General features: G+C 63.7%; 22 protein-coding genes and 1 pseudogene. 9 read left to right on the top strand and 14 right to left on the bottom strand.

The window, feature by feature from the left end:
- Positions 1-120: 120 nt before the first annotated feature.
- Both OB916_RS02445 and trmB read left to right on the top strand, forming a co-directional pair.
- A complete protein-coding gene (locus OB916_RS02445; RefSeq protein ID WP_315907683.1) occupies positions 121-1,203 on the top strand; it encodes a glucose 1-dehydrogenase in 1,083 nt (360 codons plus the stop codon).
- A gap of 38 nt (positions 1,204-1,241) precedes the next feature.
- Positions 1,242-2,294: an HTH-type sugar sensing transcriptional regulator TrmB gene (gene trmB, locus OB916_RS02440; protein ID WP_315907682.1), complete on the top strand. Its 1,053-nt coding sequence runs from the start codon at positions 1,242-1,244 to the stop codon at positions 2,292-2,294.
- Positions 2,295-2,365: 71 nt separating this feature from the next.
- Here trmB and OB916_RS02435 read toward each other — a convergent pair whose 3' ends face one another.
- Positions 2,366-3,535, bottom strand: a complete 1,170-nt coding sequence (locus OB916_RS02435) for a hypothetical protein (RefSeq protein WP_315907681.1) — start codon at positions 3,533-3,535, stop codon at positions 2,366-2,368.
- A gap of 149 nt (positions 3,536-3,684) precedes the next feature.
- Here OB916_RS02435 and OB916_RS02430 point away from each other — a divergent pair, with 149 nt between their 5' ends.
- Complete coding sequence (locus OB916_RS02430) at positions 3,685-4,368, top strand: dolichyl-phosphate hexose transferase (RefSeq protein WP_315907680.1); 684 nt, start codon at positions 3,685-3,687, stop codon at positions 4,366-4,368.
- A gap of 15 nt (positions 4,369-4,383) precedes the next feature.
- On the opposite strand, the gene OB916_RS02425 is transcribed toward OB916_RS02430, so the two are convergent.
- From OB916_RS02425 to OB916_RS02395, 7 genes are all read right to left on the bottom strand, one after another.
- The gene (locus OB916_RS02425; protein ID WP_315907679.1) at positions 4,384-4,983 is read right to left on the bottom strand and encodes a gluconate 2-dehydrogenase subunit 3 family protein; all 600 of its coding nucleotides are present in this window, start codon (positions 4,981-4,983) and stop codon (positions 4,384-4,386) included.
- Positions 4,980-7,043, bottom strand: a complete 2,064-nt coding sequence (locus OB916_RS02420; RefSeq protein ID WP_315907678.1) for an ArnT family glycosyltransferase — start codon at positions 7,041-7,043, stop codon at positions 4,980-4,982. The genes OB916_RS02425 and OB916_RS02420 overlap by 4 nt, the downstream gene beginning before the upstream one ends.
- The gene (locus tag OB916_RS02415) at positions 7,043-8,164 is read right to left on the bottom strand and encodes an ABC transporter ATP-binding protein (RefSeq protein WP_315907677.1); all 1,122 of its coding nucleotides are present in this window, start codon (positions 8,162-8,164) and stop codon (positions 7,043-7,045) included. Before OB916_RS02415 ends, OB916_RS02420 begins: the two co-directional genes overlap by 1 nt.
- The gene (locus OB916_RS02410; RefSeq protein ID WP_315907676.1) at positions 8,151-9,785 is read right to left on the bottom strand and encodes an ABC transporter permease; all 1,635 of its coding nucleotides are present in this window, start codon (positions 9,783-9,785) and stop codon (positions 8,151-8,153) included. Before OB916_RS02410 ends, OB916_RS02415 begins: the two co-directional genes overlap by 14 nt.
- Positions 9,786-9,793: 8 nt before the next feature.
- Positions 9,794-11,014, bottom strand: a complete 1,221-nt coding sequence (locus OB916_RS02405) for an extracellular solute-binding protein (RefSeq protein WP_315907675.1) — start codon at positions 11,012-11,014, stop codon at positions 9,794-9,796.
- 45 nt (positions 11,015-11,059) lie between these two features.
- Positions 11,060-12,223, bottom strand: a complete 1,164-nt coding sequence (locus tag OB916_RS02400; protein ID WP_315907674.1) for an alpha-1 4-glucan-protein synthase — start codon at positions 12,221-12,223, stop codon at positions 11,060-11,062.
- A gap of 329 nt (positions 12,224-12,552) precedes the next feature.
- On the bottom strand, positions 12,553-13,080 hold the full coding sequence (locus tag OB916_RS02395) for a DUF7547 family protein (protein ID WP_315907673.1): 528 nt from the start codon (positions 13,078-13,080) through the stop codon (positions 12,553-12,555).
- A 103-nt stretch (positions 13,081-13,183) separates the two neighbouring features.
- Between OB916_RS02395 and OB916_RS02390 the strand changes: the two genes are divergently transcribed.
- Positions 13,184-13,333: a hypothetical protein gene (locus OB916_RS02390; RefSeq protein WP_315907672.1), complete on the top strand. Its 150-nt coding sequence runs from the start codon at positions 13,184-13,186 to the stop codon at positions 13,331-13,333.
- 71 nt (positions 13,334-13,404) lie between these two features.
- Here OB916_RS02390 and tnpA read toward each other — a convergent pair.
- Positions 13,405-13,854 (bottom strand): annotated as a pseudogene (gene tnpA, locus OB916_RS02385) (IS200/IS605 family transposase).
- A 48-nt stretch (positions 13,855-13,902) separates the two neighbouring features.
- On the opposite strand from tnpA, the gene OB916_RS02380 reads away from it, so the two are divergent.
- Entirely contained in the window at positions 13,903-14,046 is a 144-nt protein-coding gene (locus tag OB916_RS02380) for a ribbon-helix-helix protein, CopG family (protein WP_315907671.1), read from the top strand.
- On the top strand, positions 14,043-15,320 hold the full coding sequence (locus OB916_RS02375; protein ID WP_315907670.1) for a transposase: 1,278 nt from the start codon (positions 14,043-14,045) through the stop codon (positions 15,318-15,320). Before OB916_RS02380 ends, OB916_RS02375 begins: the two co-directional genes overlap by 4 nt.
- 115 nt (positions 15,321-15,435) lie before the next feature.
- Here OB916_RS02375 and dpsA read toward each other — a convergent pair whose 3' ends face one another.
- Positions 15,436-15,972, bottom strand: coding sequence for a DNA starvation/stationary phase protection protein DpsA (gene dpsA / locus OB916_RS02370; RefSeq protein WP_315907669.1), 537 nt, complete (start codon positions 15,970-15,972; stop codon positions 15,436-15,438).
- A gap of 172 nt (positions 15,973-16,144) precedes the next feature.
- On the bottom strand, positions 16,145-17,194 hold the full coding sequence (locus tag OB916_RS02365) for a tyrosine--tRNA ligase (protein ID WP_315907668.1): 1,050 nt from the start codon (positions 17,192-17,194) through the stop codon (positions 16,145-16,147).
- Between the two features lie 214 nt (positions 17,195-17,408).
- On the opposite strand from OB916_RS02365, the gene OB916_RS02360 reads away from it, so the two are divergent.
- From OB916_RS02360 to OB916_RS02350, 3 genes are all read left to right on the top strand, one after another.
- The gene (locus OB916_RS02360; RefSeq protein WP_315907667.1) at positions 17,409-17,849 is read left to right on the top strand and encodes a hypothetical protein; all 441 of its coding nucleotides are present in this window, start codon (positions 17,409-17,411) and stop codon (positions 17,847-17,849) included.
- An 81-nt stretch (positions 17,850-17,930) separates the two neighbouring features.
- Positions 17,931-18,944 (top strand): NDP-sugar synthase, encoded by a 1,014-nt coding sequence (locus tag OB916_RS02355; RefSeq protein WP_315907666.1) that lies wholly within the window; start codon positions 17,931-17,933, stop codon positions 18,942-18,944.
- 6 nt (positions 18,945-18,950) lie between these two features.
- Positions 18,951-19,337: a DUF7510 family protein gene (locus OB916_RS02350; RefSeq protein WP_315907665.1), complete on the top strand. Its 387-nt coding sequence runs from the start codon at positions 18,951-18,953 to the stop codon at positions 19,335-19,337.
- 17 nt (positions 19,338-19,354) lie between these two features.
- Here the strand turns inward: OB916_RS02350 and OB916_RS02345 are convergent, their stop codons facing one another.
- The 3 genes from OB916_RS02345 to acs form a co-directional block, all read right to left on the bottom strand.
- Positions 19,355-20,410 carry a glycosyltransferase family 4 protein gene (locus OB916_RS02345; RefSeq protein ID WP_315907664.1) on the bottom strand — a complete coding sequence of 352 codons (1,056 nt, stop codon included), beginning with the start codon at positions 20,408-20,410 and terminating at the stop codon, positions 19,355-19,357.
- 207 nt (positions 20,411-20,617) lie between these two features.
- Positions 20,618-21,679, bottom strand: coding sequence for a phosphotransacetylase family protein (locus tag OB916_RS02340; protein ID WP_315907663.1), 1,062 nt, complete (start codon positions 21,677-21,679; stop codon positions 20,618-20,620).
- Positions 21,680-21,703: 24 nt separating this feature from the next.
- Positions 21,704-23,797: an acetate--CoA ligase alpha subunit gene (acs, locus tag OB916_RS02335; RefSeq protein WP_315907662.1), complete on the bottom strand. Its 2,094-nt coding sequence runs from the start codon at positions 23,795-23,797 to the stop codon at positions 21,704-21,706.
- Between the last annotated feature and the right edge of the window lie 233 nt (positions 23,798-24,030).

Raw genomic sequence — 24,030 nt, 5'->3', positions numbered from 1 at the left:
GGATCGCCGTAAACGCGCGGGTGGAATCGACGGGCCGACCAGAGTTCGGGGTGACGTGCTGGCCAGGTCGACAGGACCCACCGGCCAGGTTTTTTGCCCCGGCCGGACGGGATGGGACACATGCGAGCGATCGTCGTCCGTCGGGAGCGACACGAGCCGGAACTGATCGAGTTGCCGCGACCTGACCCGGACGAAGGTGAGGTACTGGTTCGGATGCTCCGGGTCGGAATCGACGGTACCGATCACGAAGTGCTCGAAGACGGTCCCGGGTCGTTCCCGCCCGGCGACGATCACCTCGTGCTCGGTCACGAAGCCGTCGGCGTCGTCGAGGACCCCAACGGAACGGCCTACGAGACGGGGGACGTGGTCGTGCCGACAGTCCGCCGGCGGCTGGACGACGGTCCGAACGAATATTTCGATCGCGGGGAGCCGGACATGGCCCCGCCCGGGAAACACCGGGAGTGTGGAATCTCGGGCGCGCACGGGTTCATGGCCGAGTACGTCGCCGTCTCGGAGCGCAGGCTCGTCGAGATCCCGCGACGACTGGCCGAACGGGGCGTGTTCGTCGAGCCGATCAGCGTCTCCGAGAAAGCGATCGAACACGCCTACGCGTCCCGGTCGCCGTTCGACTGGTCGCCCCAGCGTGCGCTGGTGCTTGGCAACGGTGCACTCGGGCTGGTAACACTGGCGATGCTCCGTCAGGAGTTCGACGACATCTACTGTCTGGGTCGTCGAGACCGGCCGGATCCGACGATCGAGGTGATCGAACGACTCGGCGCCACCTACATCGATTCTCGGGAGACGCCCGTGCCGGAAATCCCCGAGGAACACGGCGGCATGGATTTTATTTACGAGGCGACGGGGTACGCGAAACACCCGTTCGAATCGATCCGCGCACTCGCGCCGAACGGCGTCGTCGCTCTGCTCGGGATCCCCGACTCCTGGACGTTCGAAATCGACGGTGGATCGCTGCACACCGAACTGGTGACCCACAACAAGGCGCTGATCGGCTCGGTCAACTCGAACGAACGCCACTTCCGCCGGGCTGTCCGAACACTTCGGGCGTTGCCGGAGTGGCTGTTCGACGAACTGCTTACGACCGTCGCCGCACCGACCGAGTTCGAACCCGCGTTCGCCGACAGTGACGACCAGATCAAAGCCATCGTCGAGTTTGCAAGTCTGAGTGACACATCGGACCAATAACAAAGGACTGATTTATTCGCTCGTAGAATAACGTTGTAATGGCGTCGGACGACCTACTCTCGTCGCTGGAGCACATCGCCGAACGGCTCGACTTCGGCGAGTACGAGGCGAAAGCGTATTTGACGATCCTGGAGCACGGCGAACTCACGGCCGCAGAGATCGCCGAATACACTGACATCCCCCAGCCGCGGGTGTACGATACTGTTCGGAGCCTCAGCGACAGCGGGTTGGTCGAACTCCGGGAGTCTCGGCCGATGAAGGTTCTGGCAATCGATCCCGAGGAGGCGTTCGCGGACTATCGGGATTCGCTATCCTCGCTCGTCGAGGGGCTCAACGAGCGGTACACGAAGCCGGCCCGCGAGGCCGAGGGCGTCTCGCTGGTGAAATCCCGGCCGACGATGCTTCGGTATCTGGAAGACGTGATCCAGTCGGCGGAGTACGAGCTGATGGTGTCGCTGACGCCCGACCTGCTCGAACGGTACCACGAGACGCTCGCGTCGGTCCAGAGCGGGGGCGTCGCGGTCGAGATCCTGCTCTCGCCCGCCGCCGCCGTGCCGAGTCCCGAAGAGTTCGATTACGTCGACGTTGCCACGACCGTCCGGACGCGACGCGGCGTGACGACGCCGATCGTCGCCGTGGCTGACGGCGAGTACGCGATGTACGCGACCCGGGAGGGGATCGAAGGCGCAGAGGACCGCTACGGCGTGATATTCAACCGATCGGAGCTGGGTTTCTTGCTCTCGGGCTTTCTGAACACGGTCCTGTGGACGACGGCCGAGACGGTCGTCGAGGAGCCTGTTGCGGATCGGTTCCCGCGCCGGTACGGGACGATCCGGCGGTGCGTGGCCGACCTGTCGCGACTCGATGGGACGTACTACGCCTCGATCGACGGGCGGGACGTCGAGACGGGCGAGCACACGCTCGTCGAGGGAAAGATCGTCAACGTGAGCTCCAGGAGCAACTGGATCGCGGCGTCGATCGTCGTCGACACCGGCGACCGCGAGATCGAAGTCGGCGGACAGGTCGCTGCGCTCGAAGACATCGAGGCACACGAGATCGTCGTCGGCCGGGACGGGCCACCCGGGGTGTGACTAGAATGAAACCGAGCGAAGTTCTTATAGAAAATGCGGGACGAAAACCCACGACTTCAGTCGTGGGTAGCTCAAACTGTCGTTCCGCCGCCGAGCAGGATCAGGAAGAGTAGATTCATCACGTTCTCTTCGATGTAGGTCTTCACCTGCTCGATGTCTTCCTCGTAAGACATCGTCACAGTCTGATCCGAGACCGTCACCTCGATATCGTTGATCCGCTCTTTGAGTTCCTCGCTGATATCCGAACTGAGAGTGAGAGCGCCCAGGGCATTATCCAGCTCCTCACCCAGATCGCCTGCAGTCTGCGAATCGCCGGTCCACATGTTCATCTCGATGCCGTACGTGGTGTCGGTCTTGTAGACGCTGCCGGACATGTACTCGATCTCGTCGACGTTGTCCAGACTAATGTCGTCGTTCTGGAAGTCCTCCTCGTTGAGCGCGTCGTCCGGCACGACAGTCGCGAACGCGACGTGGCCCGCGGTCGTGTCGTCGTACAGCGTGGCGAGTTCGCCCGCGATCGGGTCGGCGTCGCCGTTGACGACGTCGATGACGTCCTCGAGAACGTTCATCGTCCCGAGGACGTACTGGCCGTCCGAGAGCACCGCCATGCCACCTTCGTCGGTACTGTCCTGGGACGTGTAGAGTGTATATCCCCCATACGTGGACTGCTGGAGCTGTTCGTCGCCCTCCGATTCGATCGCATCGACGAGTTCGTCCTCGGTCCAGTCGGTCTGCATGGCGATCCCGACGTACTCCTCGTCGGCGCCGGACGCTTCGACTTCCATGAACAGCAGCCCCTGCTGGAATCCGGTCGGATCGAGATTGGCTTCCTGGCGGGCCATCTCGATCGCCGAATCGACGTCCTGGGGCAGGTTGCCTTCCTGGTCGAACTCCTGGAGCTGGGTGAGAATCGAGTCGCCGACGTCCCGGAGGTCGTCGTCGTTCAGCATCGCCTGAACGTCCATCGAGACGACTGCACCCGCTCGTGCCGGCACGATGTCGCCGGGACGCATCTCGACTGCTGGCGGACCGTTAGGCGTCTCGGTCGGGGTCTCCTCGTCAGTCGGAGTCTCCTCGTCAGTCGGCGTTCCGTTACCGTTGCCGTTGCCATTGCCGTTCCCGTTGCCGTTCCCGTTTCCGTCGTCGCCGTTACATCCCGCAAGCGATCCGAGCGCGACGAATCCGGCCCCTGCCGCGCCCTTCTGCATGAGGCTGCGGCGCGTGTACTTTCTGGATGACATACTCGTACCCTCGTTACTGTTGGCAAAGTAGAAATAACCAACGGGTGTGCACACCGATCGCCAGCGAAATCCGGCAATACATGCCCCAATGCACCCGCCAATCTTTTTGGCAAGCCTAAAATACGGCCGGGGCGGAGTCGGGACACACGATGAGCGAGTACACCTTCGACGATGTCACAGTCGTCATGGGGACGTTCAACGAGGCGGCGGCGATCGGAACGGTGCTCGACGACATCGAGCGTGTGACGAGCGGCCGAGCGTCGGTCGTCTGCGTCGATAGCTCCAGCGACCGGACGCCGGAGATCGCTCGCGAGAAGGGCGCACGCGTCATCGAGCAGGAGCCACAGGGATACGGCGTCGCCGTCGAGCGCGCCCTCCGTGCTGCTGACCGGCCGATCGTAGTCACGACCGACTGCGACGATACCTATCCCATGGAGCGGCTGCCGGACTTTCTGGCGGCGATCAACGGCGGTGCCGACGTCGTCAGCGGCGATCGACTCTCGCGCGGGGCCGAGACGATGCCGCGGTTCAACCAATTCGGCAACCACCTGTTCGCTGCCGTCGCGAGCTTGCTGGTCGGCCGGCGCATCCGCGATACGACCACCGGTATGCGCGCGTACCGGAAGTCGGTCATCGAGGACATCGAGTGGACCGAGAACACCGGTCTCTCCGCGGAATTGCTGTTGCGCCCGCTCTGCCGTGGCTACGACGTTCGCGAGATCGATATCGACTACCGCGAGCGAGCGGGCGAGACGACGCTGGATCCGATCTCCGGCGGGGCCGAGATCGCCGGGTCGATCCTGCGCGTCGGCGTTCAGGAACGACTCCGCTGACCTCGCGGCGTTCGGTCATCCACGTGGGCCGCGCTGGTAGGTCTCGATGCCCCCCGGGTGGCCGGGCGGATTCTCCAGGCCGATCAGCGACCCGCCGGTCGGTGACGAGTAGAAGGCAAAGAGCAGTTCGTTGATCAGGTAATACCGGACGCGCTCTCGCTCCGTTCCGTCGGGGTCGGGATCGCGATCGGCCAGACCGTAGTCGTCGAAGACCGCCTGGCGCGTCCCCCGATCGAGCGCTGCGAACGGCTGGTCGTACCAGTGTCGAGCGTAGTCGTCGAGGTTCCGAGCGGCGGTCCGGACGCCGTCGAAATACGCGGGGCGGTCTTGCACGCGACCGACGACGTACCGCTCGACGAACGAGTCGATCCCCGAAACCCGTTCGGGATACAGCGCCTCGGCCGCCGCGACGATCGTTTCGCGCTGTCCGGACGGGTCGTCGGTCCCGCGCTGCTCGGGTGGCTCGTCACCGAACTCGTCCCACGCCAGCGCCCCGAGTCCGGCAGCGCCGACGCCGGCCGCACCGAGCGCGACCAGCGCGTCCCGCCGCGAGAGCTTCGGCGTCTCCGTGTCGTCTTCTGCTCTGTTCAGCCGATCGTCTGTTTCATGTGTCATGGTTCGATCACTTCGAGTGTCGCGTTCAGAGTCTGTCCCTGGCGCGTCGCTCCCGGCACATACGCGGCCGCGCCGTCGCAGCGCTGTGCCAGCTCGCAGAGCTGCAGCCGCGGCGAGATCGCCCGCACGGTTCCGTCTGTCGCCGCCACGGGAGTCGAGAGCGCGTAACTGAACCCGGTACCGGTCCCGTAGTCGACGAACAGATCCAGTTCGAGCGTCTCTCGACCGTCGACCGGGACGCGGACCGGATCCTCGATCTCGGGGCCGTCGAGCGTCGCGACGCCGTCGGACAGTTCGAGCGAGAGGCGTAGCGTGCTCCCAGCAGCCGCAATCGCTCGCCGCTCGCGGCCGTCGCCGCTGTCCATGCGGATCGAAACGCTCTGTGCGTACGTCGGCAGGCCTGCAGCGATCGAAAGCTCGACGGCGTCCCCCTCGACGACTTCGACGGGCCGGAGTCGCGGCTCGACCGGCTCGCCCGCCGTCGGCGGCCACGGATTGCGGAAGCTATACCGGTAGGGCTGTCGCTCAGGGAACGCGTCGACGACCGCAAACGGTCGCTCTTCCAGCGCGAAGACTACCGGCCCGTCGTAGTCCGGATCGTTGCGGAGCGGCTGGAGGGGATGGTTCAACCACGGGCCGTACGGCTGGGGAAGGAAGACCAGCGCGTGTTCGAACGACTGCTCCTCGAAGGGTTCGTAGGCGGCCTCGTAGCGTTCGGTGACGGCTCGGTTCCGATTGACCGGTTCGGCGGCGGTTGCGACGGCCGCCGCGCCGCCGACCGCGGCGACGACTGCAGCGATCGCCAGCGACGCTGCCAGCGCCTGTCGTGATTCGAACCGGCAGTCAAGCGTCACCCACGCGCGCGAACCGGCAGCCCGGAGCGAAAGCGCTGCGAACAGCGCAAGCGGCACGAGCAGATCGAAGTGATAGTACGGCCCCAGGTAGGCGATCAGTCCGTCACCGGTCTCGGTGACATCGCCCAGAATGTTCAGCGTCCCCCAGAAGTACGCCTCCCCGATCGGGACCGACACGACCAATCCGGCGACGGCGAGCCGTCGGGGCGTCCGGTTCCGTAGCGCCACGACGAGGCCGACAGCAGCCAGAGCGACGCCGAGCAGGCCGGCTGGGGCCCAGTCCCTCGCGAGCGTCTCCAGCGCACGAGCGTTCGACCGCGCGGCGAGTTCTGGCGTGTATTCGAGTTCCCGGCCGAGCAACTCGCGCGTTCCGAAGCCGACGCCGTCACGGGGGGCGAACGCGTGATAGGGGAACTCCAGGATCGAGCCGGTGACAAGGGCGTTGTACCCCAGCGCGGCGACGACGCCGACCAGCCCGACCGCCGCGACGATCCCCTGGCGGACCCAGACCTCGCGATCGCGGGTTCGCAGCGTCCACAGCGCGTGTCCGACGAACGGGGCGGCAAACAGTACTGCAGTGTACGGCCGGGCGAAAAACGCCAGTCCGATCGCACCGCCGGCGACGGCTGCCAGCCGGGGACTCTCCGTGCGATCGGCCCGAAGATACGAGAGCGCGAACGTCAGGTTCAGCAACGTCGTCGGCGCGTACGGCAGGAAGGTCGCCGCGTTCAGCAAGAACAGCGGCGACGCCAGCACTACGACGCCCGCGAGCAGTCCAGTGGGGCGGTCGAACAGCTCGGCACCCAGTGCGGCGACGAGTGCGACGATCCCCGCGCCGACGGCCGCGAGCACGAGCCGGGGAGCGCCGAACGCGAGCGCGGGCGCGTACATCGCCGGAACCACCGGCGAGTACTTCGAGTACATCCCGGCGTCGCTCTCGACGAAGAACCACGGCCGGAACGCCTCCGGGACGGGCGGCCGGAGGAAGAGCTGTCCGTCGAGCAACATCCGGGCCTGCTGGAGGTAGACGCCCTCGTCGTGGTTCAGCGAGTGAGAGGGGAAGACGCGCGTGGCGATCAACAGTACGACCGCTCCGGCGAGCAGCGCCAGCAGCCCGACTGCGACGCGCCAGCGCGTCTCCGGGTCACGTGCCCGTTTCCGGAGGGGCGCGGGTAGGCGCCGCATGAGGGCGTCTGGGCCCGCCATCACTCCGCGGGATACCAGGCCAGCGAGTGGTCGGCTTCGAGTTCGACACAGACGCGGGTCCCGTGGTCGAACTCCGTCGCGTGGTTGTGCTGGCAGTGGACCACGTCACCGGCGTCGAGTTCGACCCGGTAGACGAACGAGGGGCCGGTGTACTGGCGGTGGACGACCTCGCCGTCTGTGCTGGGGCCGGGACAGGGGATCGCCCGGAGGTCGTCGGGCCGGACCAGCACCTCGATCTCGGCGCCGCGATACTCTTCGATCGAACCGTCGAGCTGGCGGTCGTCGAGCAGTCCCAGTGAGGTGTCGACGCCGCCCTCGACGACAGTGCCGGTGAGGAAACTCGCCTGGCCGAGGAAGCTCGCGACGAACCGCGATTCGGGATGGCCGAACACGTCCTCCGGGCGGCCGACCTGTTCGATTCGGCCGTCGTTCATGATCGCGACGCGGTCTGAGATCGACAGCGCCTCCTCCTGGTCGTGGGTGACCGACACCGCCGTCACGCCTGCGGCCTTGAGGATCCGGCGGACCTCCTCGCGCATCTCCTCGCGCAGCCGCACGTCCAGATTCGAGAACGGCTCGTCCAGCAGCAACACGTCCGGCTCCGGAGCGAGCGAGCGCGCCAGCGCGACCCGCTGGCGTTCTCCACCCGAGAGGCTCTCGGGACTCCGGTCGGCGTACCCTTCGAGGTCGACGAGTTCGAGCAGTTCCTCGACGCGCTCGTCGGCGTCCGCGTCGTCGAGTCCGAAGGCGACGTTCTCCCCGACGGTCAGATGGGGGAACAGCGCGTACTCCTGGAAGACCAGCCCCACGTCGCGCTGCTCGGGTGGCGTCGCGTCGCGCGCTCCGGCCACGCGCTCGCCGCCGATCGTGATCGTGCCCTCGGTGGGCGTCTCGAGCCCGGCGATCATCCGCAACGTCGTCGTCTTCCCACAGCCGCTGGGGCCGAGCAACGTCACCAGTTCGCCCTCCCGGACGTCGAGCGAGACGCCCTCGACGGCGCGCTCGCCGCCGAAACGCTTGGTGACGTCGGCCAGTTCGAGGACCGGCTGGCCGAACGAGTCGGTCTCGGTGGTCGTTTCGAGGGGCTGTTCGACCGTCGTCGTGTGATCATTCCTTGACATCGTATCGCTCCCGTCCGAGTATCACGAGCATCGACAGCGCCGAGATGCCGACCAGCACCAGTGCCGGCACGGCGGCCTGGCCGTACGCCGCGGCTTCCTGTACCTGCCAGATGTAGGTCACCAGCGTCTCGAAGCCGAACGGCCGCAACAGAAGCGTCGCGGCCAGTTCCTTCATGCTGGTGAGAAAGACCAGCGCGGCTCCGGCGACGATCCCGGGCATCACCAGCGGCAGGACGACCTTCCGAAACGCTACCAGCGGCGGCTTCCCGAGCGTCCGGGCGGCCTCGAGCAGCTGCGGATCGACCTGCAGGATCGAAGATCGGGTCGTCCCGACGGCCTGGGGGAGAAACCGGACGACGTAAGCGAACACCAGCACCGCGAGCGAGCCATAGAGGAACGGCGTGACGTTCAGCGCCACGGACAGCAGTCCGAATCCGACGACGACGCCCGGAACGGCGTAGCCGACGTAACTCGCCCGCTCGGGCAGCGACGCGAGCCGCCCCTTCCCGCGGGCCGAGAGATACGAGAGCGGCAGCGCCGCGAGCACGGACACGCCTGCCGCCAGTGCGGAGACTGTCACCGAGTTCCACGCGAACGTCCACTGGAAGTCGACGGCTGCACCGGCCAGTTCGGGCGTCGAGCGCCCGAGCCACGTAAACAGGATCGCCGGTGGCAGCGCCAGCGCCAGCGTCGCGATAGCGAGCGGGAACAGCGCCGCCACCCACCGCCATCGGCCGAGCCGGACGACACCGGGTCGGTCCGTGCCGCGATTGACGTACGCGGAGGTCTCGCCGCCGCGCTCGATGCGAGACTCGGCAAGCAGGATGACGACCGTCAGCCCGACCAGCAGGATCGAGAAGATCGACGCGAAATCGACCTGTCGGGCGGTCGTACGCACGTAGATGATCCGGGTGAACACGTCGAACTGCATGATCGCGGGTGTCCCGAAATCCGACAGAGTGTACAGTGCGACCAGCAATGCGCCCGCGGCGATACCGGGCTTCAACTGGGGGAGGGTGACCCGCCTGAACGCCCCCAGGCGAGTGTGGTTGAGCGTCCGGGCGGCCTCGACGCTGCGGCCGTCGATCGACAGCAGCGACGCCCGGGTCGTGAGAAACACGTACGGGTACGTGAACAGCGTCAGCACGATCACCGAGCCGACGAGCCCGTAGATAGAGGGAAGCTGTTCGATCCCGAGTGGGGCGAGCGCGTCGGCGAGTACGCCTCGCGGGCCGAACGCCGAAACGAACGCGAACGCCCCGATGTAGCTGGGAACGACCAGCGGCAACGCCGCGAGGATAGTGAACAGCCGACGAAAGGGCAGGTCCGTCTGGGCGGTCAACACCGCAAGCGGGACACCGATCAGAATCGACAGTGCCGTGACCGCGACCACCAGCACGACCGTATTGAGGAAGATGTCGAGGGTCGTCTGCCGGAACAGGATGTCGAAGAAGCGATCGACGGGGACCGATCGAGCGCTGTTGAGCACCCACAGAAGCGGCGTCAGTACAGCCACCGCGACCGACCCCGCGAGCAGCGCGAGTACGAGCGTCTGGACGTCGCTCGGCGAACGCTGTCCGAGGCGGCGAGAGACGCCCTCGATACGGTCGCTGACTGACATCGTGCCCGTTACAGCACCCCGGCTTCGGTCAGCAGGTCCGTCGTCGGACCGGTGTTTGCCAGTTCTGTCAGGTCGATGTCCGGCGTCTCCAGTTCGTCGATCGGCGGGAGGTCACCGACCGGCTGCACGCCGGGCAGCATCGGATAGGCGTAGGTCCGGGTGGCGAAGAACTCCTGGGCCTCCGCCGAGAGGAGATGACGAACGAACACGTCCGCGAGTCCAGCGTTCTCGTCGCGATCGAGCAATGCCGCCCCAGAGACGTTGACGAGCGATCCGGCGTCACCGCGGGTGAAGTGCAGATCCAGCGGTCGCTCTGGCGAGCCGTTGAGCACGCGCAACGCGTAATAGTGGTTGGCGAATCCGGCCGCCAGTTCGCCGGTTGAGACCGCATCGGAGATCAAAAACTCGTTGTCGTAGGACTGGATGCCGGCCGCCTGCATGTCCTCGAGCCACTGCAGAGTCGCGTCTTCGCCTTCCTGGAGACGCATCGCGGTGACGAAGTCCTGGAACGCACCGTAAGTCGGTGCCCACCCCATCACGTCCTGCAGGGCGTTGGCGTCCGGGAACTCCATCACGTTGTCCGGCAGGTCACCGTCGTCCAGTTGTTCGGTGTTGTACGGAATCGCCCGGGCGCGGCCGGCGACTCCGACCCAGTTGTTGTCCGGTTCGACGAACGCCTCGGGCACGGGCTCGACCGTTTCGTCCGTCATCGGGCGAGTGGCGTCTTCTTCGACGACGGTCCCGAGCGACCCCGCGCCGATCGAGATGAACAGGTCCGCCTGGAGCTGGTTCGCCCGTGCTTCCTCTACGATCTGTGTCGCGAGTTCGCTCGACGGTTTGGACTGGGAGGTATAGGAGAACTCGGGGTAGACCTCTTCCAGGACGTCGAACAGATCGAGATACAGGCCGCCTTCGCCACCGCCCAGATAGATCGCCAGCTCACCGGAGAGGTTGGGTAACTCCTCCATCGAGCGCCCGCCGGGAGCGGGACGCCCCTCCAGGATCGCACCTGATCCCTGGAACTCGCTCAGTGCCGCCGCTTCCATCGCCGCATCCACCGCGTCGTAGTTCGGCGCCCCGTAATCGCCGTCGTCGCCGCCGAACAACCCGCTACATCCGGCGAGCGCGCCAGTCACGGCGACACCGCTTGTCGCCAGAAAACGGCGTCGAGAAGGCCGGAAACCTGCGGTCGCTGCACGGTCGTCGCGCCTGCTGTCGTCAGCTGTCATCATTGTTTTAGGCTGGCCTAATAAACATAAGGCTGGCGGTTCGTCTCAGTCGTCTGCAATCGTCCGGGTCGACTGCGTGGCTTCCGTGCCGTCCGCTTCGAGGGCGGCGAGACAGTCGAGCCAGTCGTGCATGTGCTCGCCGACGTACGCGAGGAACTCGCCGTTTTCGTAGGCGTTCGCCTCGGCGGCGAGCAGTTCGTCGGCCATGCGCTCGAACGCGTCGGCGAAGCTGTCGGCTTCGGAGACGCGGTCGGCCAGTTCCCAGACGTGTTCGTTCAGTTCGAGCCCGGCGACCTCGTTGGCCAGGTCGCCGAATGTCGATCGCGGTGCCTTGTTGTGCTCACACAGCGGCGCGCCGTTGTAGATCTGCTTGCCAAGCAGGTCCGCGGCGCGTTTGAGGAAGACGCCGCTCCAGATGTCGTCGAACCGGCCAACGTCCCATGGGTTGTCGTCCATCGGCAACTGGTAGAACGCCGGGACGACCTCGCGCTTGAACGCGAGGTTCATCGAACAGACGGTCAGGTACTGGCCAGGCGCGGCCACGAAGTCGCGACCGTACGCGTCGGTGTCGAGTCTCGTCTGGGCCTGCCCATCGAGGTCGCCGTCCATCAGGATGCGCACTGCGTCCAGGTCGGGGACGTTCGTCCACAGTCCCTGGGAGGCGACGACCTCGGAGACGGTCGCCGTCTCCGTCCGGACGGTCTCGCCCATCGCGCTGTAGGGGTAGCCACGCGGGTACAGGTCCGTGTCCGTCTGGTAGAGGACGTTCACCCAGCGCTCGTCCGACTCGACGGCCTCGATCGCGCCCCGGTACTGGAGGTTGTCCATGTGCGTCCCGAAGAAATCGATTCCTTCGTGGGGTAGCGTGTCGTCGTCGATGAACACGCCGTACTCGAACTCGCCCGCCCAGAGATACAGCAAGCCGAAACTCGTCTGGGCGTGGCTCGCCTCGGGAATTAGATGGCCGTATTCCTCGATCCCCTGCTCTGCGAACCACGCTTCGCGGGCGCTTCCGTCGAAAACCTCGCCCGAAACGTCCAGTTCTTCGAGCATCGTGTCCATCGCATCGGTGTCACAGAAGTCCTCCGTGACGAGCACGAAATGCAGCCGGTCGGTGTCGAACCCGTGGCGGCGAGCGTTCGCCACGTACTCGCGGACGCACTCGTACTCCCGGATCGTCGGCACGATCACGCAAATGTCGTCGGTCATCGGATATCTGCCACTCTTTAGGCCAGCCTAAAGAGTGTGTCGTTCCCGACCATCTCAGACGAGAAACGTCGCGAGGGGCGGTGAGTAGCGGGTCACAGCGAAAAACGCGCCGTTGAGTGATACAGATTATCGTACCGATTTATCGCTCGGCCGCCCGGTGGTCGATGCGGCACAGACGTACAATAATCCGTATGAGAGGAACGCAACGATCAGAGCCCTGCCGTATCGTCGGCAGTCGGATCAGCGAACAGCAGCGCGAGCGCGACGGCGCCACTGCCGGTGAGGAGTCCGACGAGCACGCTGTCGGTGGCCACGCGCATACTCGGATATTACTGCTCGTCGTCGTTGTCGACCTGATCTTTGATCGACTGGAGTTCGGATTCGACGTCGACTGACGGGCCGGTCTCGACCGGTTCGTCCCCGTCACCGAGTTGCTCTTCGATTTCGGCCTGGAGTCGCCGGGCGTCTTCGAGCAGGTCGCGCGCCTCGCTGTCCGGCGGCTGGCTGTCGAGAGCCGACTGGACGTCTTCGAGCGCGCTCTCCAGACGCGACAGCGCCTTCGATCCGGCGCGCTCGGCCCGCTGTGAGACCGATTCGCCGCCGTCCTGTGTGTCGGTCCCGTCAGCCAGCCGAATGGTTCGCTGGAGGAGCCGCAGCGCGCGGACGTTCGTCTCGAGCAACAGTATCGCACCCGGGATCGCGACTTCGCTGGTGAACTGCCGGAGTTCGTCGGCCCGTGGCGGTCGCGGAGCCAGAAGCGGGCGTCGCTCGCGCTCGAGCTGCTCGCGCAATTGCGCGACCGTCCGAGTGAGTTCCGCGAGCTGCTGTTCGACGTCCGGAGGGTCGTCGTCGGCCATAACGTCCGTTCGTTCCCCATCACCCTAAAACCGACGCGGTCCGTTCTCACGTCGTCGGGAACATCCGAACGCTTTTATCTTTAGGCTCGCCTAATCCATGGCGATGGCAGATACCCGTACGCCCGACGACGCGGTCGAGGACTGGCCCTCGGTGTCGGCTCACTCCCCGACGGAAGACAAGACCGTCTTCACCGAGGACGGCAACCCCGACGCCTGGATCGCGACGGACACGACCGTCGAGCCGTCGCGATAGTCCTCCTTCTACAGGCGGAGCAGGCCGAGTGCCTCGGGGCTTGACCCCGAGGGTGAAGGCCGTAAGCTCGGTTAAACGTGCTCCGTTCGCTCGATGTACTGTTCAATCGTATCGGTCGAAACGTCACCAGCCGTCCCCACGTAGTACGATTCTTCCCAGAACCCACCACCCCACAGGTATTCCTGTAACAGGAGTTCGTGTTGTTGCCACATCTCTCGTGCTGTAATACTCTTGACTGTCCGTACAATCTTGCTCGGAGCGTGTTTGGGATGTGCCGACAAGAACAGGTGTACGTGGTCGGGTGAGATGTGCAACGACAGAATCTCGTAGTTGTACTTGTCGCACACCTCTCGAAAACTCGATTCTAGTGAGTCTTCTATCACACCCAGTATCGGGTGTCGATACTGAGCGGGATCGAAGATCCCGCGAGGTACGCAAAGCTACGCTTTGCTTGACTTTGGACACCACACAAAGTGGTGGTTGACGTTGTATACCGTGTGGTTTGACCGTTTCTCACCCATACAGACCAGTACGTGGACAAGTTTTAAGTATTTCAGCAAATAAGCAGTATGTGTGAGATGACTAAACGACTCACTGTGGACTTGGAGGACGAATTATACAAGGAGTTCTCGAAGCAATGCATAGACGCTGAGAAAACCAAGTCCGAAGTCGTGCGTGGACTCGTCCGAGACTGGGTGAACGACCAAGAATGACGCACACACAGGCTCTCACCAAGACACTCGTGTTCCCGCTGGACGTGCAGAGTGGCAACGAGAGCTTGCTTCACGACGCTCGATTGGAGTGTCGCCGGGTGTTCAACGAGGTGCTACGCCTCAACTATGACGGGTGGGACTGGGACGAGATAGAAGATGTTGTTGAGCAGAACGCCAACCTCGTGCAAAACACCGCACAGCGCATCATCGGCAAAGCCTTCGACGCACTCGACAACTACTACGACAACGACGACTGGGGACGCCCGTGGTACAAACACGAGACGTTCCCGTTGCGGATGAACTACGGCGAAGGCTACAACCTCTTTCTCGAAGACGAAACAGTACGGTTCCGCATCAGTGCGAAACCGTACAATCACGTCAAAGGCGAGCTTCGCGGCACGCAAGACCAGTTCGACCTGCTCGCACAGGCAATCGAAGATGATGACTGGCACGTTGGTACCGCCGAGGCGCTTGTCCGAAACGAACGCGAAGAATTGCACGTCACCGTCACGAACGAAACCGCCGAAGTTGGTGCAAAAACAGCGGCAGAAACAGTCATCGGTGTCGATATTAACGAAGACTGTGTTGCGCTAGCGGCACTGACCGAGAGTGGTATCGAAGATTCAATCGTTATCGACTACCCGGAAATCAAGGAAGAACGACATCGGTACTTCACGATGCAGAAACGGATGCAGGAAGCCGGACAGACCGCGTTCAACGACGTGTTCCGCGACAAGGAACAACGGTTCGTTCACGACCAGCTACACACGGTTTCACGGCGCGTGGTCGAGTGGATTCAACGGTTCGACAGTCCTGTGATTGTCTTCGAAGACCTCGAAAACATGCGAGACGACATTGAATACGGGACTCGAATGAACCGCCGTCTGCACTCACTACCGTTCGCCAAACTTCGAGAGTTCATCAGCTACAAAGCCGCGTGGCAAGGGATTCCCTCAGACGATGTTGACCCAGAGTACACCAGCCAGCAATGCCCTATTTGTGGACACACAGAATGGGCGAACCGCCACAAGAAGCGGTTCAAGTGCTGTGAGTGCGAGCATCAAGACCACGCCGACCGTGGCGCTGGCGTGAGTGTCGCACAGAAGTGGCTGCGAAAGCAAGACAATAGAGATGTGCCTGCTCTCAACACACTCCCGCAGGTGCGGAAGTGGGAGTTGCGACGGCAGGCATCGGGGCCTGTGGACGGCCCGACCGTGACCTCTGATACCGTTCGAGGCGACCAGACCAATGGTATCCGAGGCGTGTCCGACTAATCCACGGGAAGAAGCCTCGGGGTCGTACGGAAGACGCAGTCTTCCGTGATGACGAGAGACGAAGTCTCTCGAACCACTTGACCCCGAGGCGGTTCACAAGATCGGTCTCTCTGGCCTATTCGCTGACGACCAGCGTGTCGTCTTCGAGGTAGTGATCGAGGTGGTGAGCGTCCTCCTCGACCTCGACGAGGATCTGTCGGAGGATCTCGGCGGTCGCGTGATCGCCCAGGTTCGTCGCGAGATCGACGTGATCCCGGAGGCTCTCGATGATGTCGCCGTAGATCTCAAGATCGTTCTCCAGGGACGTACGGATGTCGTACACGTCGTCGTCTTCGGGCTCGACCGGGGCGTGCGCTTCGAGGTTCTTCCCGCCCGCGACCGGAGCGCCACCGATCGCCTGCAGTCGCTCGGCGAGTTCGTCGGCGGCCGCTTCGGCACGTCCGGCGGCCTCACCGAGGAACACGTGCACGTCTCGGAACTCCGCGCCTTCGACGTTCCAGTGGTGCTTCTTGAGCTGGTGGTACAGGACGTACGTCGCGGCGAGGTCGGTGTTCAGCGCCTCGACGACCTGTTCGGCCTTCCCCTGCTCGAGGCGGAGGGGATTCTCGTCGACGGTTCCCGCTTGCTGGCGGATATCCTTCTGGGTACTCATTGCGATCGTGTGTATGTGCGCGACCCACTTATAATTTCTCTATTGAAAAACGAGATTTCGCAAAACAAAAACCGAATTTCTGATTTGCGGAAATTCTTGCGTCGATCTATGACAGGCAGCGCTCTCGGGAAGCGACTTCTCGCTACAGAGACGCGACAGACAGTCGCAGCAATCAGTTGGCTCCGCCGCCGTACTTCTCGGGGTAGGCCCCTGCCAGCAGCTCCGGCTGGTCGTCGAGCCGAGTCCGGATCGGATCGATGATCTCGGAGATGTACTCGCCAGCGGCGTTCTTGAGGTCCTGGGGATGCAGTTCCTCCTCGACGAAGTCGGCTTCGAGTTCCTCGTAGCTCTCGTAGACCAGATCGCCGCCGTACTTTTCGGGTCGTTCGACGACGAACGACTCCTCGCGCTGGTCGAGGATCGGGAAGACGAGATACCGGACGTACTCCAGGACGCCGTTGTCTTCGACCTCGCCCATCGGACAGTAGGCGTCGTGCAGCTTCTCGGACACTGCTTCGGGCGAGTCGTTCAGGTTGACCTTCGAGGATTCATCGGAGGCGCTCATCTTCCCGCCCGACAGGCCCGAGAGAAGCGGGGCGAACAGGCAGATCGGCGCGTCCCCGCCGTGATCGGGCAGGATTTCCCGGGAGAGCATGTAAATCCCGCGCTGGTCGACGCCGCCGTATGCGATGTCAGCGTCCAGCGCGTCCACGTCGAGCGTCTGCATCAGCGGGTACAGCAGGCCGCCGAGTTTCGGCGAATCGGACTCGCGGACGACCTCGCTGGCTGCGCGCTTGGCACGGGAGATCGTCGTCTCGGCAGCCATCCGCAGCAGTTCGAGCGAGTAGTCTTCGTCGAGTTCGAACTCCCGGCCACGGACGAACTCGATCCCGTCGGGATCGGCTCCGGCGGCGTCGATCATCGCCCGGATGGTTTCCTCGTAGTACGCTGAACGTGCCTCCAGCAGATCGAACGGGCTCTTCTCGTCGTCGAGATGGGCGTGCAGATCGGCGATCAGCACCGTCACGTCCAGTCCGGCATCGAGGAAGTCAGCGAGCTTGCGCATCGTCGTGAAGTGGCCGATGTGCATCTCGCCCGTCGGGGCGTAGCCGATGTAGACCCGCGGCTCGTCGCGCTCTTCGAACAGCGTCTGCAACTCCTCCTCGGTGACGACCTCCCGCGTGTGGCGAGTCGTCAACTCGAATCGCTCGTCGATGTCCATACAGTTGGTTGCCGCTGGCGGTGACAAAACCGTTGTTATACTGTCGGCTGAAAGTTCGTAACGATATTTACCACTCGCTTCTGCACACGTCTGCCGATCGACGAAAGACACTCTCGTCAAAGCGCGTCCCTCGACTCGATGCATGCCACCTGCGTCGCCTAGGAACCGTCGGTTTGCGAGCAGTACAAACCCTTCCAGCCCGGAACGTCGATGAATGTACACCGGCAAGACCGAACGGCCGTGCTGTCTGTGCGGCTCGCCGGAGACGACCGCCCGGATCGATATCCCGCCGCGCGCGCTTCAACTGTGCAAACACAGCGATCCGATCGCCTGGCAAGACATCGTCGGGGACGTGTCGATGTATTTCTGTGCGAACGACTGGGAACTGATCGAAGAACTCGTCCTCGACGTCGGCGTGTTACCGCTCTCGCGCTGTAACGCCGCGCGGGCGAGTTTCGATCTGCGGGAGGACTTCGAGGCGCTTTTGAACGACGTGCGGAACCAGCCCGACCAGCGACCGCTGGAAGCAGAGATGCTGTCAGACGCCGAAGAGGCGCTCCGATCCCACGAGCGTGGCGAGAACGTCGGACCCCAGCGGCTCGTCCAGGCTCGGATCGTTCAGTGGGCGCTTGGTGAACTCGGTACCGACGGGTGACCGGTACTATCGCGAACTCCGCCTCTTATCAGATATCCCACTGGTGGAAAGAGACATTATGTATGCTACCGAAGTGGGGCTATGGACGCAATTGTCCTTGCCGGTGGGTTCGCGACCAGGCTCTGGCCGATCACGCGCAATCGTCCGAAGATGTTTCTCCCGATCGGGGAGACGACGGTCATCGACCGGATCTTTCAAGATTTCGAAGACGACGACCGGATCGATGACGTTTACGTGTCGACCAACGAGGAATTCGAGGACGTCTTCGAGGAATACATCGAAACGTCGTCCTTCGAGAAGCCGCAGCTATCGGTCGAAGAAGCAAGGGAAGAAGACGAGAAGTTCGGCGTCGTCGGCGCACTCGGCGAACTCGTCGAACGCGAGGGGATCGACAGTGACACGCTGGTGATCGCCGGCGACAACCTCATCAGTTTCCCGCTGTCGGACTTTATCGACACGTTCAAAAACAACGACGGAACGACGATCGCCGCCTACGACGTCGGCAATCTCGAGCGCGCGACCCAGTACGGCGTGATCGACGTCGAGGGTGACCGCGTCGTCTCGTTCGAGGAGAAGCCCGACGATCCGCCGAGCACACTCGTTTCGATCGCTTGCTACGCGTTCCCCGCCAAGACGCTCGGACTGTTCGACACCTACCTCTCCGGAGAGAACAATCCAGACGAACCCGGGTGGTTCATCCAGTGGCTGCTCGACCGTGATCCCGTCTACGCTTACTCCTTCGAGGGCGCCTGGTTCGATATCGGCACGCCGGACGCGTATCTCGACGCCGTCGAGTGGTATCTCGACGGCGGCACGCTCGTTCATCCCGACGCAACCGTCGAGAATTCCGACCTCGGACAGAACGTGCACATCATGGAAGGCGCGGAGGTGATCGACTCCTCGCTCGAACGGGCAGTCGTCTTCCCGAACGCGCGGGTCAAGGACTGTCGGATCTACTCTTCGATCGTCGACGAGAACACCGAACTTGAAGAAGTCAACCTCTCGGAGGCACAGATCGGCGCGCACACCTCTCTCGCACAGTCCCAGTCGCCGCCGGCCGAGTGGGTGTGGGAACAGAACCGGGATTCGGAGTGACGACCGATGACTGACTCCACAGACGACGATCCCACGATGGCCTTCGACGTCGAGGTCAGGGCCGACCGAACGATCCTGACGATCGAAGGGGTACGCGACGCCGCCGTCATCGTTCGGTCCGAAGAGGGCGAGCGGATCTATCTCCCGCCCGAGGACTTCGACGCCGAACCGGGCGTGACCAGCCCCTACAGCACGAGTCCCTACAGCACGGCAACTACAAGTGACGACGACGGCGAGAAAGAAAGCGGATCCGACGACAGCAGGCAGTCGCCGTACACCAAAGCCAGCGACGACACCGTCTCGGACGGAGTCACGTACGGCCGCTCTGTCACGCCCCAGGGGATCCGAATCGTCCATTCCGAACCTGCGACGGACGTCCGGGTCGTCCGCTAGAGCGCGATCGGTGGCTGTTAATCGCCGTCGAGGATCCCGCGGTAGAACTCCTCGTGATCGTCGGCGACGTCTTCCCAGGTCCGCTTCTCGTACTCGATCGGTGCATCCATCGCGAGTCCGCGCTGGATGCCGCCCGCGACCGCTCGCGAGTCGGGCGTCACCTGCACGAGCACGTCGTCGGGCAGGATCTCGGCCGCACCGCAATCGGTCGTGACGACGCGTGTATTCACCGACAGCGCCTCGACGATCGTGATCCCGAACGGCTCCGCCCGCGACGGGGAGACGAACAGGTCCGCGCTGGCGTAGTAGTCGGCCAGTTCTTCTTCGGGGACGTACCCGACGAACTCGATCTGGTCTTCGATGTCGAGCGCGTCGGCAAAGCGCTTGAGCTGGTCGGTCAGGTGTCCGGTTCCGCCGACGACGAGCGTGACGTCCTCGCGGCTGATCCGCTCGACAGCGGCGAGCAGGTACGACAGTCCCTTCTGGTGGGTGTGCCGGCCGACGAAAAACAGCATTTCGCCGTCGATTCCCAGCTCGGCTTTGACGTCCCGACCGGTCGGCGTCACCGACGGGAACCCGTTGTGGATGACGTGCGCGTCACCGTCGTAGTGATCCGCGATTCGCCCGCGGGTGACGTTGCTCACGGTGATCAAATGATCGGCTTCCTCGACGATCCGCCGTTCGGCGTCGAGTTCCTGACGCGGCGGGTCGAGGTTGCGCTCGACCGACAGCGAGTGAAACGTCGTTATCCAGGGAATATCGTGCGTTTCCCTGGCCGTCGCACCGGGCCGGTAGCCGAACCAGTCGTTGGTGTGAACGGCGTCGGCCTCGGCGGCCAATCGAACGAACTCGTCTTCCATCCGGTTGACCCGGGTGATGAGGTCACCCGTCCCCGTTTCGATACCGTGGATGTTCTCGCGGTCGCCGGGGTCGAACTCCGCGGGCAGCGCCAGTTGCATGTCGATGGTCCCGCGGCGCTCGAAGACCTCGAACAACTCTGCGATTGCGGTGTCCAGCCCGCCGGTGATCTTCGGCGGGAATCCCCAGCCAAGGTGCAGGACAGTCGGTTCCATGCTATCGTCACCGCCCCACCACAGTGGGTGTCGTGTACATACTACCAAGACGAAGGGGGCGCGGTTAAGACTGACGGCAGGCGCAACGATCGCCCCGAGAACAGCGGACACGACCCGAGAACCAGGCGCTACTGCGGCTGTACCTTCTGGCAGATATTCGGGAAGACGAATTCGTGGTCTGGTCGGCGACAACAGTTGGCCGTCGCGTTACTCCTCGAGCAGCACGTCGACGTCGGCGTGGTCCTCGAGCAGTTGCTCCATCCGTTCGACGGTCTTCGGGTCGCGGGTGGGGCCGCTCTGGAGGACGTCTTCGGCACGGTCGATCGCCATGCGGGTGTCAGACTGCAACAGCAGCACGGGGACGCCGCGCTTTTCGGCCTCTCCGAGGACCGCACCGGTCGGGCGGAAGCCACCACCGAGGATGATACACTTGATGCCGGAGGCCTGCAACGCCGCAGTGACGATCTCCGAACGATCGCCGCCGGTGATCATCGCGGCGTTCTGGGTGCGCCGGAACTGGGTGAGTGCGCCCTCCGCGGACATCGCACCGACGGTGATCCGCTCGATGAACACGTCCGTCGAGACGTCGGTCGTCAGCACCTCGGCACCGAGACGCTCGGCGAGATCGCCGACGGTCATCCCTGCCAGTTCCTGGACGCGGGGCATCACGCCCAGCACGTTGATCCCGCGGTTCTCCAGGAACGGGACGACGTCGGTCGTCAGCTGGTCGAGTTTGCTGTTCGGGACGGCGTTGAACAGCACGCCGGCGAAGTCCTCGCCGATCTGCTCGGCGGCCGCGAGGATGTCGTCGACGTCACCGGCCTCGTCGTACCGCGACAGCAGGACGACGTTGGCGTCGATCATCTCAGCGATCTCGGGGTCAGTGAGATCGACGATCCCACCCGTTGAGAGTCGATCCGTTCCCTCGACGACCATCAAATCGCGCTCCGCTGCCTGCTTCTCGTAGTTCTCGAGGATCCGCTCGCGAAGCTCATCGGGCTGCTCGCGACCGCGGATGGCCTCCTCGATGAACGTCGGCGTGTAGACGATGGGTTCGAGTTCGTGCATCTCGGCGTCGAGCTCCAGCAGTTCCCGCGCGAGCATCGGGTCCTCGTCGCGGGTCTTGCCGGTCGCGCTCTGCAGGCGCGTGCCCTTGGGCTTCATGTAGCCGACGCTGTGGCCTGCTGCCTTGGCTAGCTGCGCGATTCCGAGACTGACAGCCGTCTTGCCGGTCGCCGCTTCGGTCGAGGTAACAAGTATTGGGTCCATAGTGTAATTCCTGTGTGGGAATCGTTATAGTTCTTCGTGGTCGATCGTCGCTCGGATGTCGACGGCTTCGACGCCGTCGGGCGTTGCAACCAGGGGGTTGATGTCCAGTTCCAGAATCTGTGGGAAGTCTGTCACGAGCTGCGAGATCCGCTGGATCGTCTCGATGACGCTCGCCTCGTCGACGGGATCGCGACCGCGAGCCCCGCGGAGCAGGGGTGCCGAGTCGATCTCGTCGATCATCTCGCTGGCCTCGCCTTCGCTGACGGGAGCGACCCGGAACGTCGCGTCTTCCAGGACTTCGACGAAGATCCCGCCGAGTCCGAACATGACCAGCGGCCCGAACTGGGGGTCGCGATTCATGCCGACGATCGTCTCCGTCCCGGCGTCGAGATCCGCCATTTCCTGGACCTGCACGCCCAGGATGTTGGCGTCAGGCTGGTAGTTGCGTGCCCGGCTGATGATGTTGTCGTACGTCGAGGCGACCTCGTCGGCAGGGACGTTGACCTCGACGCCACCGATGTCGGACTTGTGGAGGATGTCCGGGCTGACGATCTTCATCACGACGTTGCCCTCGATCTCCTTGGCGGCCTTGACAGCGGCCTCCTTGTCCGAGACGATCGTTCCCTCGGGCGTGGGGATCCCGTACGCTTCGAGCAGGTCCATCGCCTCGATGCCGAGCTTGTTCGTCTCGCGCTCTTTGGTCCGTTCGAGGATCTCGCGGGCGCGCTCGCGGTCGACGTCGAAATCGGTCGCCACGTCGTAGTCGGTCGATTTGATCTCGCTGTACTGGCGCAGCGCGTCGAGGCTCTTGACGCCGCGGGCGGGGTCAAAGTACGTCGGGACGCCGACCTCGTCGATGATGTCCTTTGCGTTGCGCGCGGTTTCGCCACCCATCAGACTGGCGGCGATCGGAGCGCCGTACTCCTGCTGTTTCTCGGCGATGACCTCCGCGAGATCGCGGAAGTCGATCGACTGGGGCGAGGCAACGACGATCGCCGATCCCACGTTCGGATCGTCCAACACGATGTCGAGTGCCTGCTCGTACCGGTCGGCCGGCGCGTCACCGAGCACGTCGACCGGGTTGAAGATGTTGGCTTCCTCGGGCATCGACTCCTCGAGTGCTTCGAGCGTCTCGTCGGTGAACGACGCCATCTGGAGGTCCGAATCGCCCACTGCGTCGGTCGACATCACGCCCGGACCGCCGGCGTTGGTCACGATCGCGATTTCGTCGTTCTCGGGCAGGGGCTGCCCCTCCAGGATCGAGGCGTAGTCGAACAGTTCCTGAACACTCTCGGCGCGGATCACGCCCGCCTGCTTGAGGCCCGCCTCGTAGGCGCGCTCGCTGCCGGCGATCGCTCCAGTGTGAGAGGAGGCGGCCGAGGCACCGGCTTCGGTCCGACCGGATTTGACTGCCACGATCGGCGTGTCCTGGGTCACCTCGCGAGCGGCGTCGATGAACTCTCGGCCGTTCTCGATGTCCTCCAGATAGCCGAGGATGACGTCGGTGCTGGGATCGTCTCCCCAGTATTCGATGAAGTCGACCTCGTCGAGGACGGCCTTGTTGCCCAGCGAGACGACGTCGTTGAACCCGATGTTGTGATCGCTGGACCAGTCGAGAACGGCAGAGATGAACGCGCCCGACTGGCTCATGAAGGAGATCGAGCCCTCTAGCGCGGACTTGGTGGTGAACGTGGCGTTCATGCCGATCGACGTCGAGATGACGCCGAGGCAGTTCGGACCGACGAGGTTCATGTCGTATTCCTCGGCGATCTCCTGCATCTCCTGCTCCCGGGCCGCTCCTTCGCTCCCGGACTCGCCGAACCCGGCCGTGATCACGGCCAGGTCCTTGACGCCGGACTCGCCTGCCTCTCGCAACACAGTATTGACGATCTGTGGCGGCACGACGACGACGGCGAAGTCGACACCTTCGACGTCAGCGATACTGTCGTAACTTTCGAGCCCGAACACTTCGTCGGCGTTCGGGTTGATCGGCACGACATCGCCCTCGTACCCGTCGAGGAGGTTCTCCATGACGGAGCGCCCGACGGCCCCTTCACTCTCCGTCGCACCGATTACGGCCACACGTTTCGGTGAGAACAATGTTTCTAGCTTGCCCATCGTATCATCGAGAGTTGGCAGTGGCCCCGGAAATACTTACCTCATTGGCGCCGACACTGTCACTGTTCGACAAACAAATATCAATCAGCTTACCACACTTCTGTCGGCCGATTTCGGCTGCTCCGGGTCTGGTTCGCGACCATTCCACATAGTCTCGTGTGACATTGTCCCATATTTGACTGGCAACCATATGTCAATTTAAGTATAGGTATGATCACAGGAAGGAGAATTGC

Origin of the sequence: Halapricum hydrolyticum (genome assembly GCF_025517535.1) — an archaeon.
Lineage (GTDB): Archaea > Halobacteriota > Halobacteria > Halobacteriales > Haloarculaceae > Halapricum > Halapricum hydrolyticum.
The sequence above is the reverse complement of the archived record's forward strand: the minus strand, read 5'-3'. Positions and strand labels throughout refer to the sequence as shown.

Excerpts from the sequence above, each read along its gene's own strand:
- OB916_RS02445 (WP_315907683.1), top strand. The coding sequence starts at position 121 with ATGCGAGCGATCGTCGTCCGTCGGGAGCGACACGAGCCGGAACTGATC.
- trmB (WP_315907682.1), top strand. The coding sequence starts at position 1,242 with ATGGCGTCGGACGACCTACTCTCGTCGCTGGAGCACATCGCCGAACGG.
- OB916_RS02435 (WP_315907681.1), bottom strand. The coding sequence starts at position 3,535 with ATGTCATCCAGAAAGTACACGCGCCGCAGCCTCATGCAGAAGGGCGCG.
- OB916_RS02430 (WP_315907680.1), top strand. The coding sequence starts at position 3,685 with ATGAGCGAGTACACCTTCGACGATGTCACAGTCGTCATGGGGACGTTC.
- OB916_RS02425 (WP_315907679.1), bottom strand. The coding sequence starts at position 4,983 with ATGACACATGAAACAGACGATCGGCTGAACAGAGCAGAAGACGACACG.
- OB916_RS02420 (WP_315907678.1), bottom strand. The coding sequence starts at position 7,043 with ATGGCGGGCCCAGACGCCCTCATGCGGCGCCTACCCGCGCCCCTCCGG.
- OB916_RS02415 (WP_315907677.1), bottom strand. The coding sequence starts at position 8,164 with ATGTCAAGGAATGATCACACGACGACGGTCGAACAGCCCCTCGAAACG.
- OB916_RS02410 (WP_315907676.1), bottom strand. The coding sequence starts at position 9,785 with ATGTCAGTCAGCGACCGTATCGAGGGCGTCTCTCGCCGCCTCGGACAG.
- OB916_RS02405 (WP_315907675.1), bottom strand. The coding sequence starts at position 11,014 with ATGACAGCTGACGACAGCAGGCGCGACGACCGTGCAGCGACCGCAGGT.
- OB916_RS02400 (WP_315907674.1), bottom strand. The coding sequence starts at position 12,223 with ATGACCGACGACATTTGCGTGATCGTGCCGACGATCCGGGAGTACGAG.
- OB916_RS02395 (WP_315907673.1), bottom strand. The coding sequence starts at position 13,080 with ATGGCCGACGACGACCCTCCGGACGTCGAACAGCAGCTCGCGGAACTC.
- OB916_RS02390 (WP_315907672.1), top strand. The coding sequence starts at position 13,184 with ATGGCAGATACCCGTACGCCCGACGACGCGGTCGAGGACTGGCCCTCG.
- OB916_RS02380 (WP_315907671.1), top strand. The coding sequence starts at position 13,903 with ATGTGTGAGATGACTAAACGACTCACTGTGGACTTGGAGGACGAATTA.
- OB916_RS02375 (WP_315907670.1), top strand. The coding sequence starts at position 14,043 with ATGACGCACACACAGGCTCTCACCAAGACACTCGTGTTCCCGCTGGAC.
- dpsA (WP_315907669.1), bottom strand. The coding sequence starts at position 15,972 with ATGAGTACCCAGAAGGATATCCGCCAGCAAGCGGGAACCGTCGACGAG.
- OB916_RS02365 (WP_315907668.1), bottom strand. The coding sequence starts at position 17,194 with ATGGACATCGACGAGCGATTCGAGTTGACGACTCGCCACACGCGGGAG.
- OB916_RS02360 (WP_315907667.1), top strand. The coding sequence starts at position 17,409 with ATGTACACCGGCAAGACCGAACGGCCGTGCTGTCTGTGCGGCTCGCCG.
- OB916_RS02355 (WP_315907666.1), top strand. The coding sequence starts at position 17,931 with ATGGACGCAATTGTCCTTGCCGGTGGGTTCGCGACCAGGCTCTGGCCG.
- OB916_RS02350 (WP_315907665.1), top strand. The coding sequence starts at position 18,951 with ATGACTGACTCCACAGACGACGATCCCACGATGGCCTTCGACGTCGAG.
- OB916_RS02345 (WP_315907664.1), bottom strand. The coding sequence starts at position 20,410 with ATGGAACCGACTGTCCTGCACCTTGGCTGGGGATTCCCGCCGAAGATC.
- OB916_RS02340 (WP_315907663.1), bottom strand. The coding sequence starts at position 21,679 with ATGGACCCAATACTTGTTACCTCGACCGAAGCGGCGACCGGCAAGACG.
- acs (WP_315907662.1), bottom strand. The coding sequence starts at position 23,797 with ATGGGCAAGCTAGAAACATTGTTCTCACCGAAACGTGTGGCCGTAATC.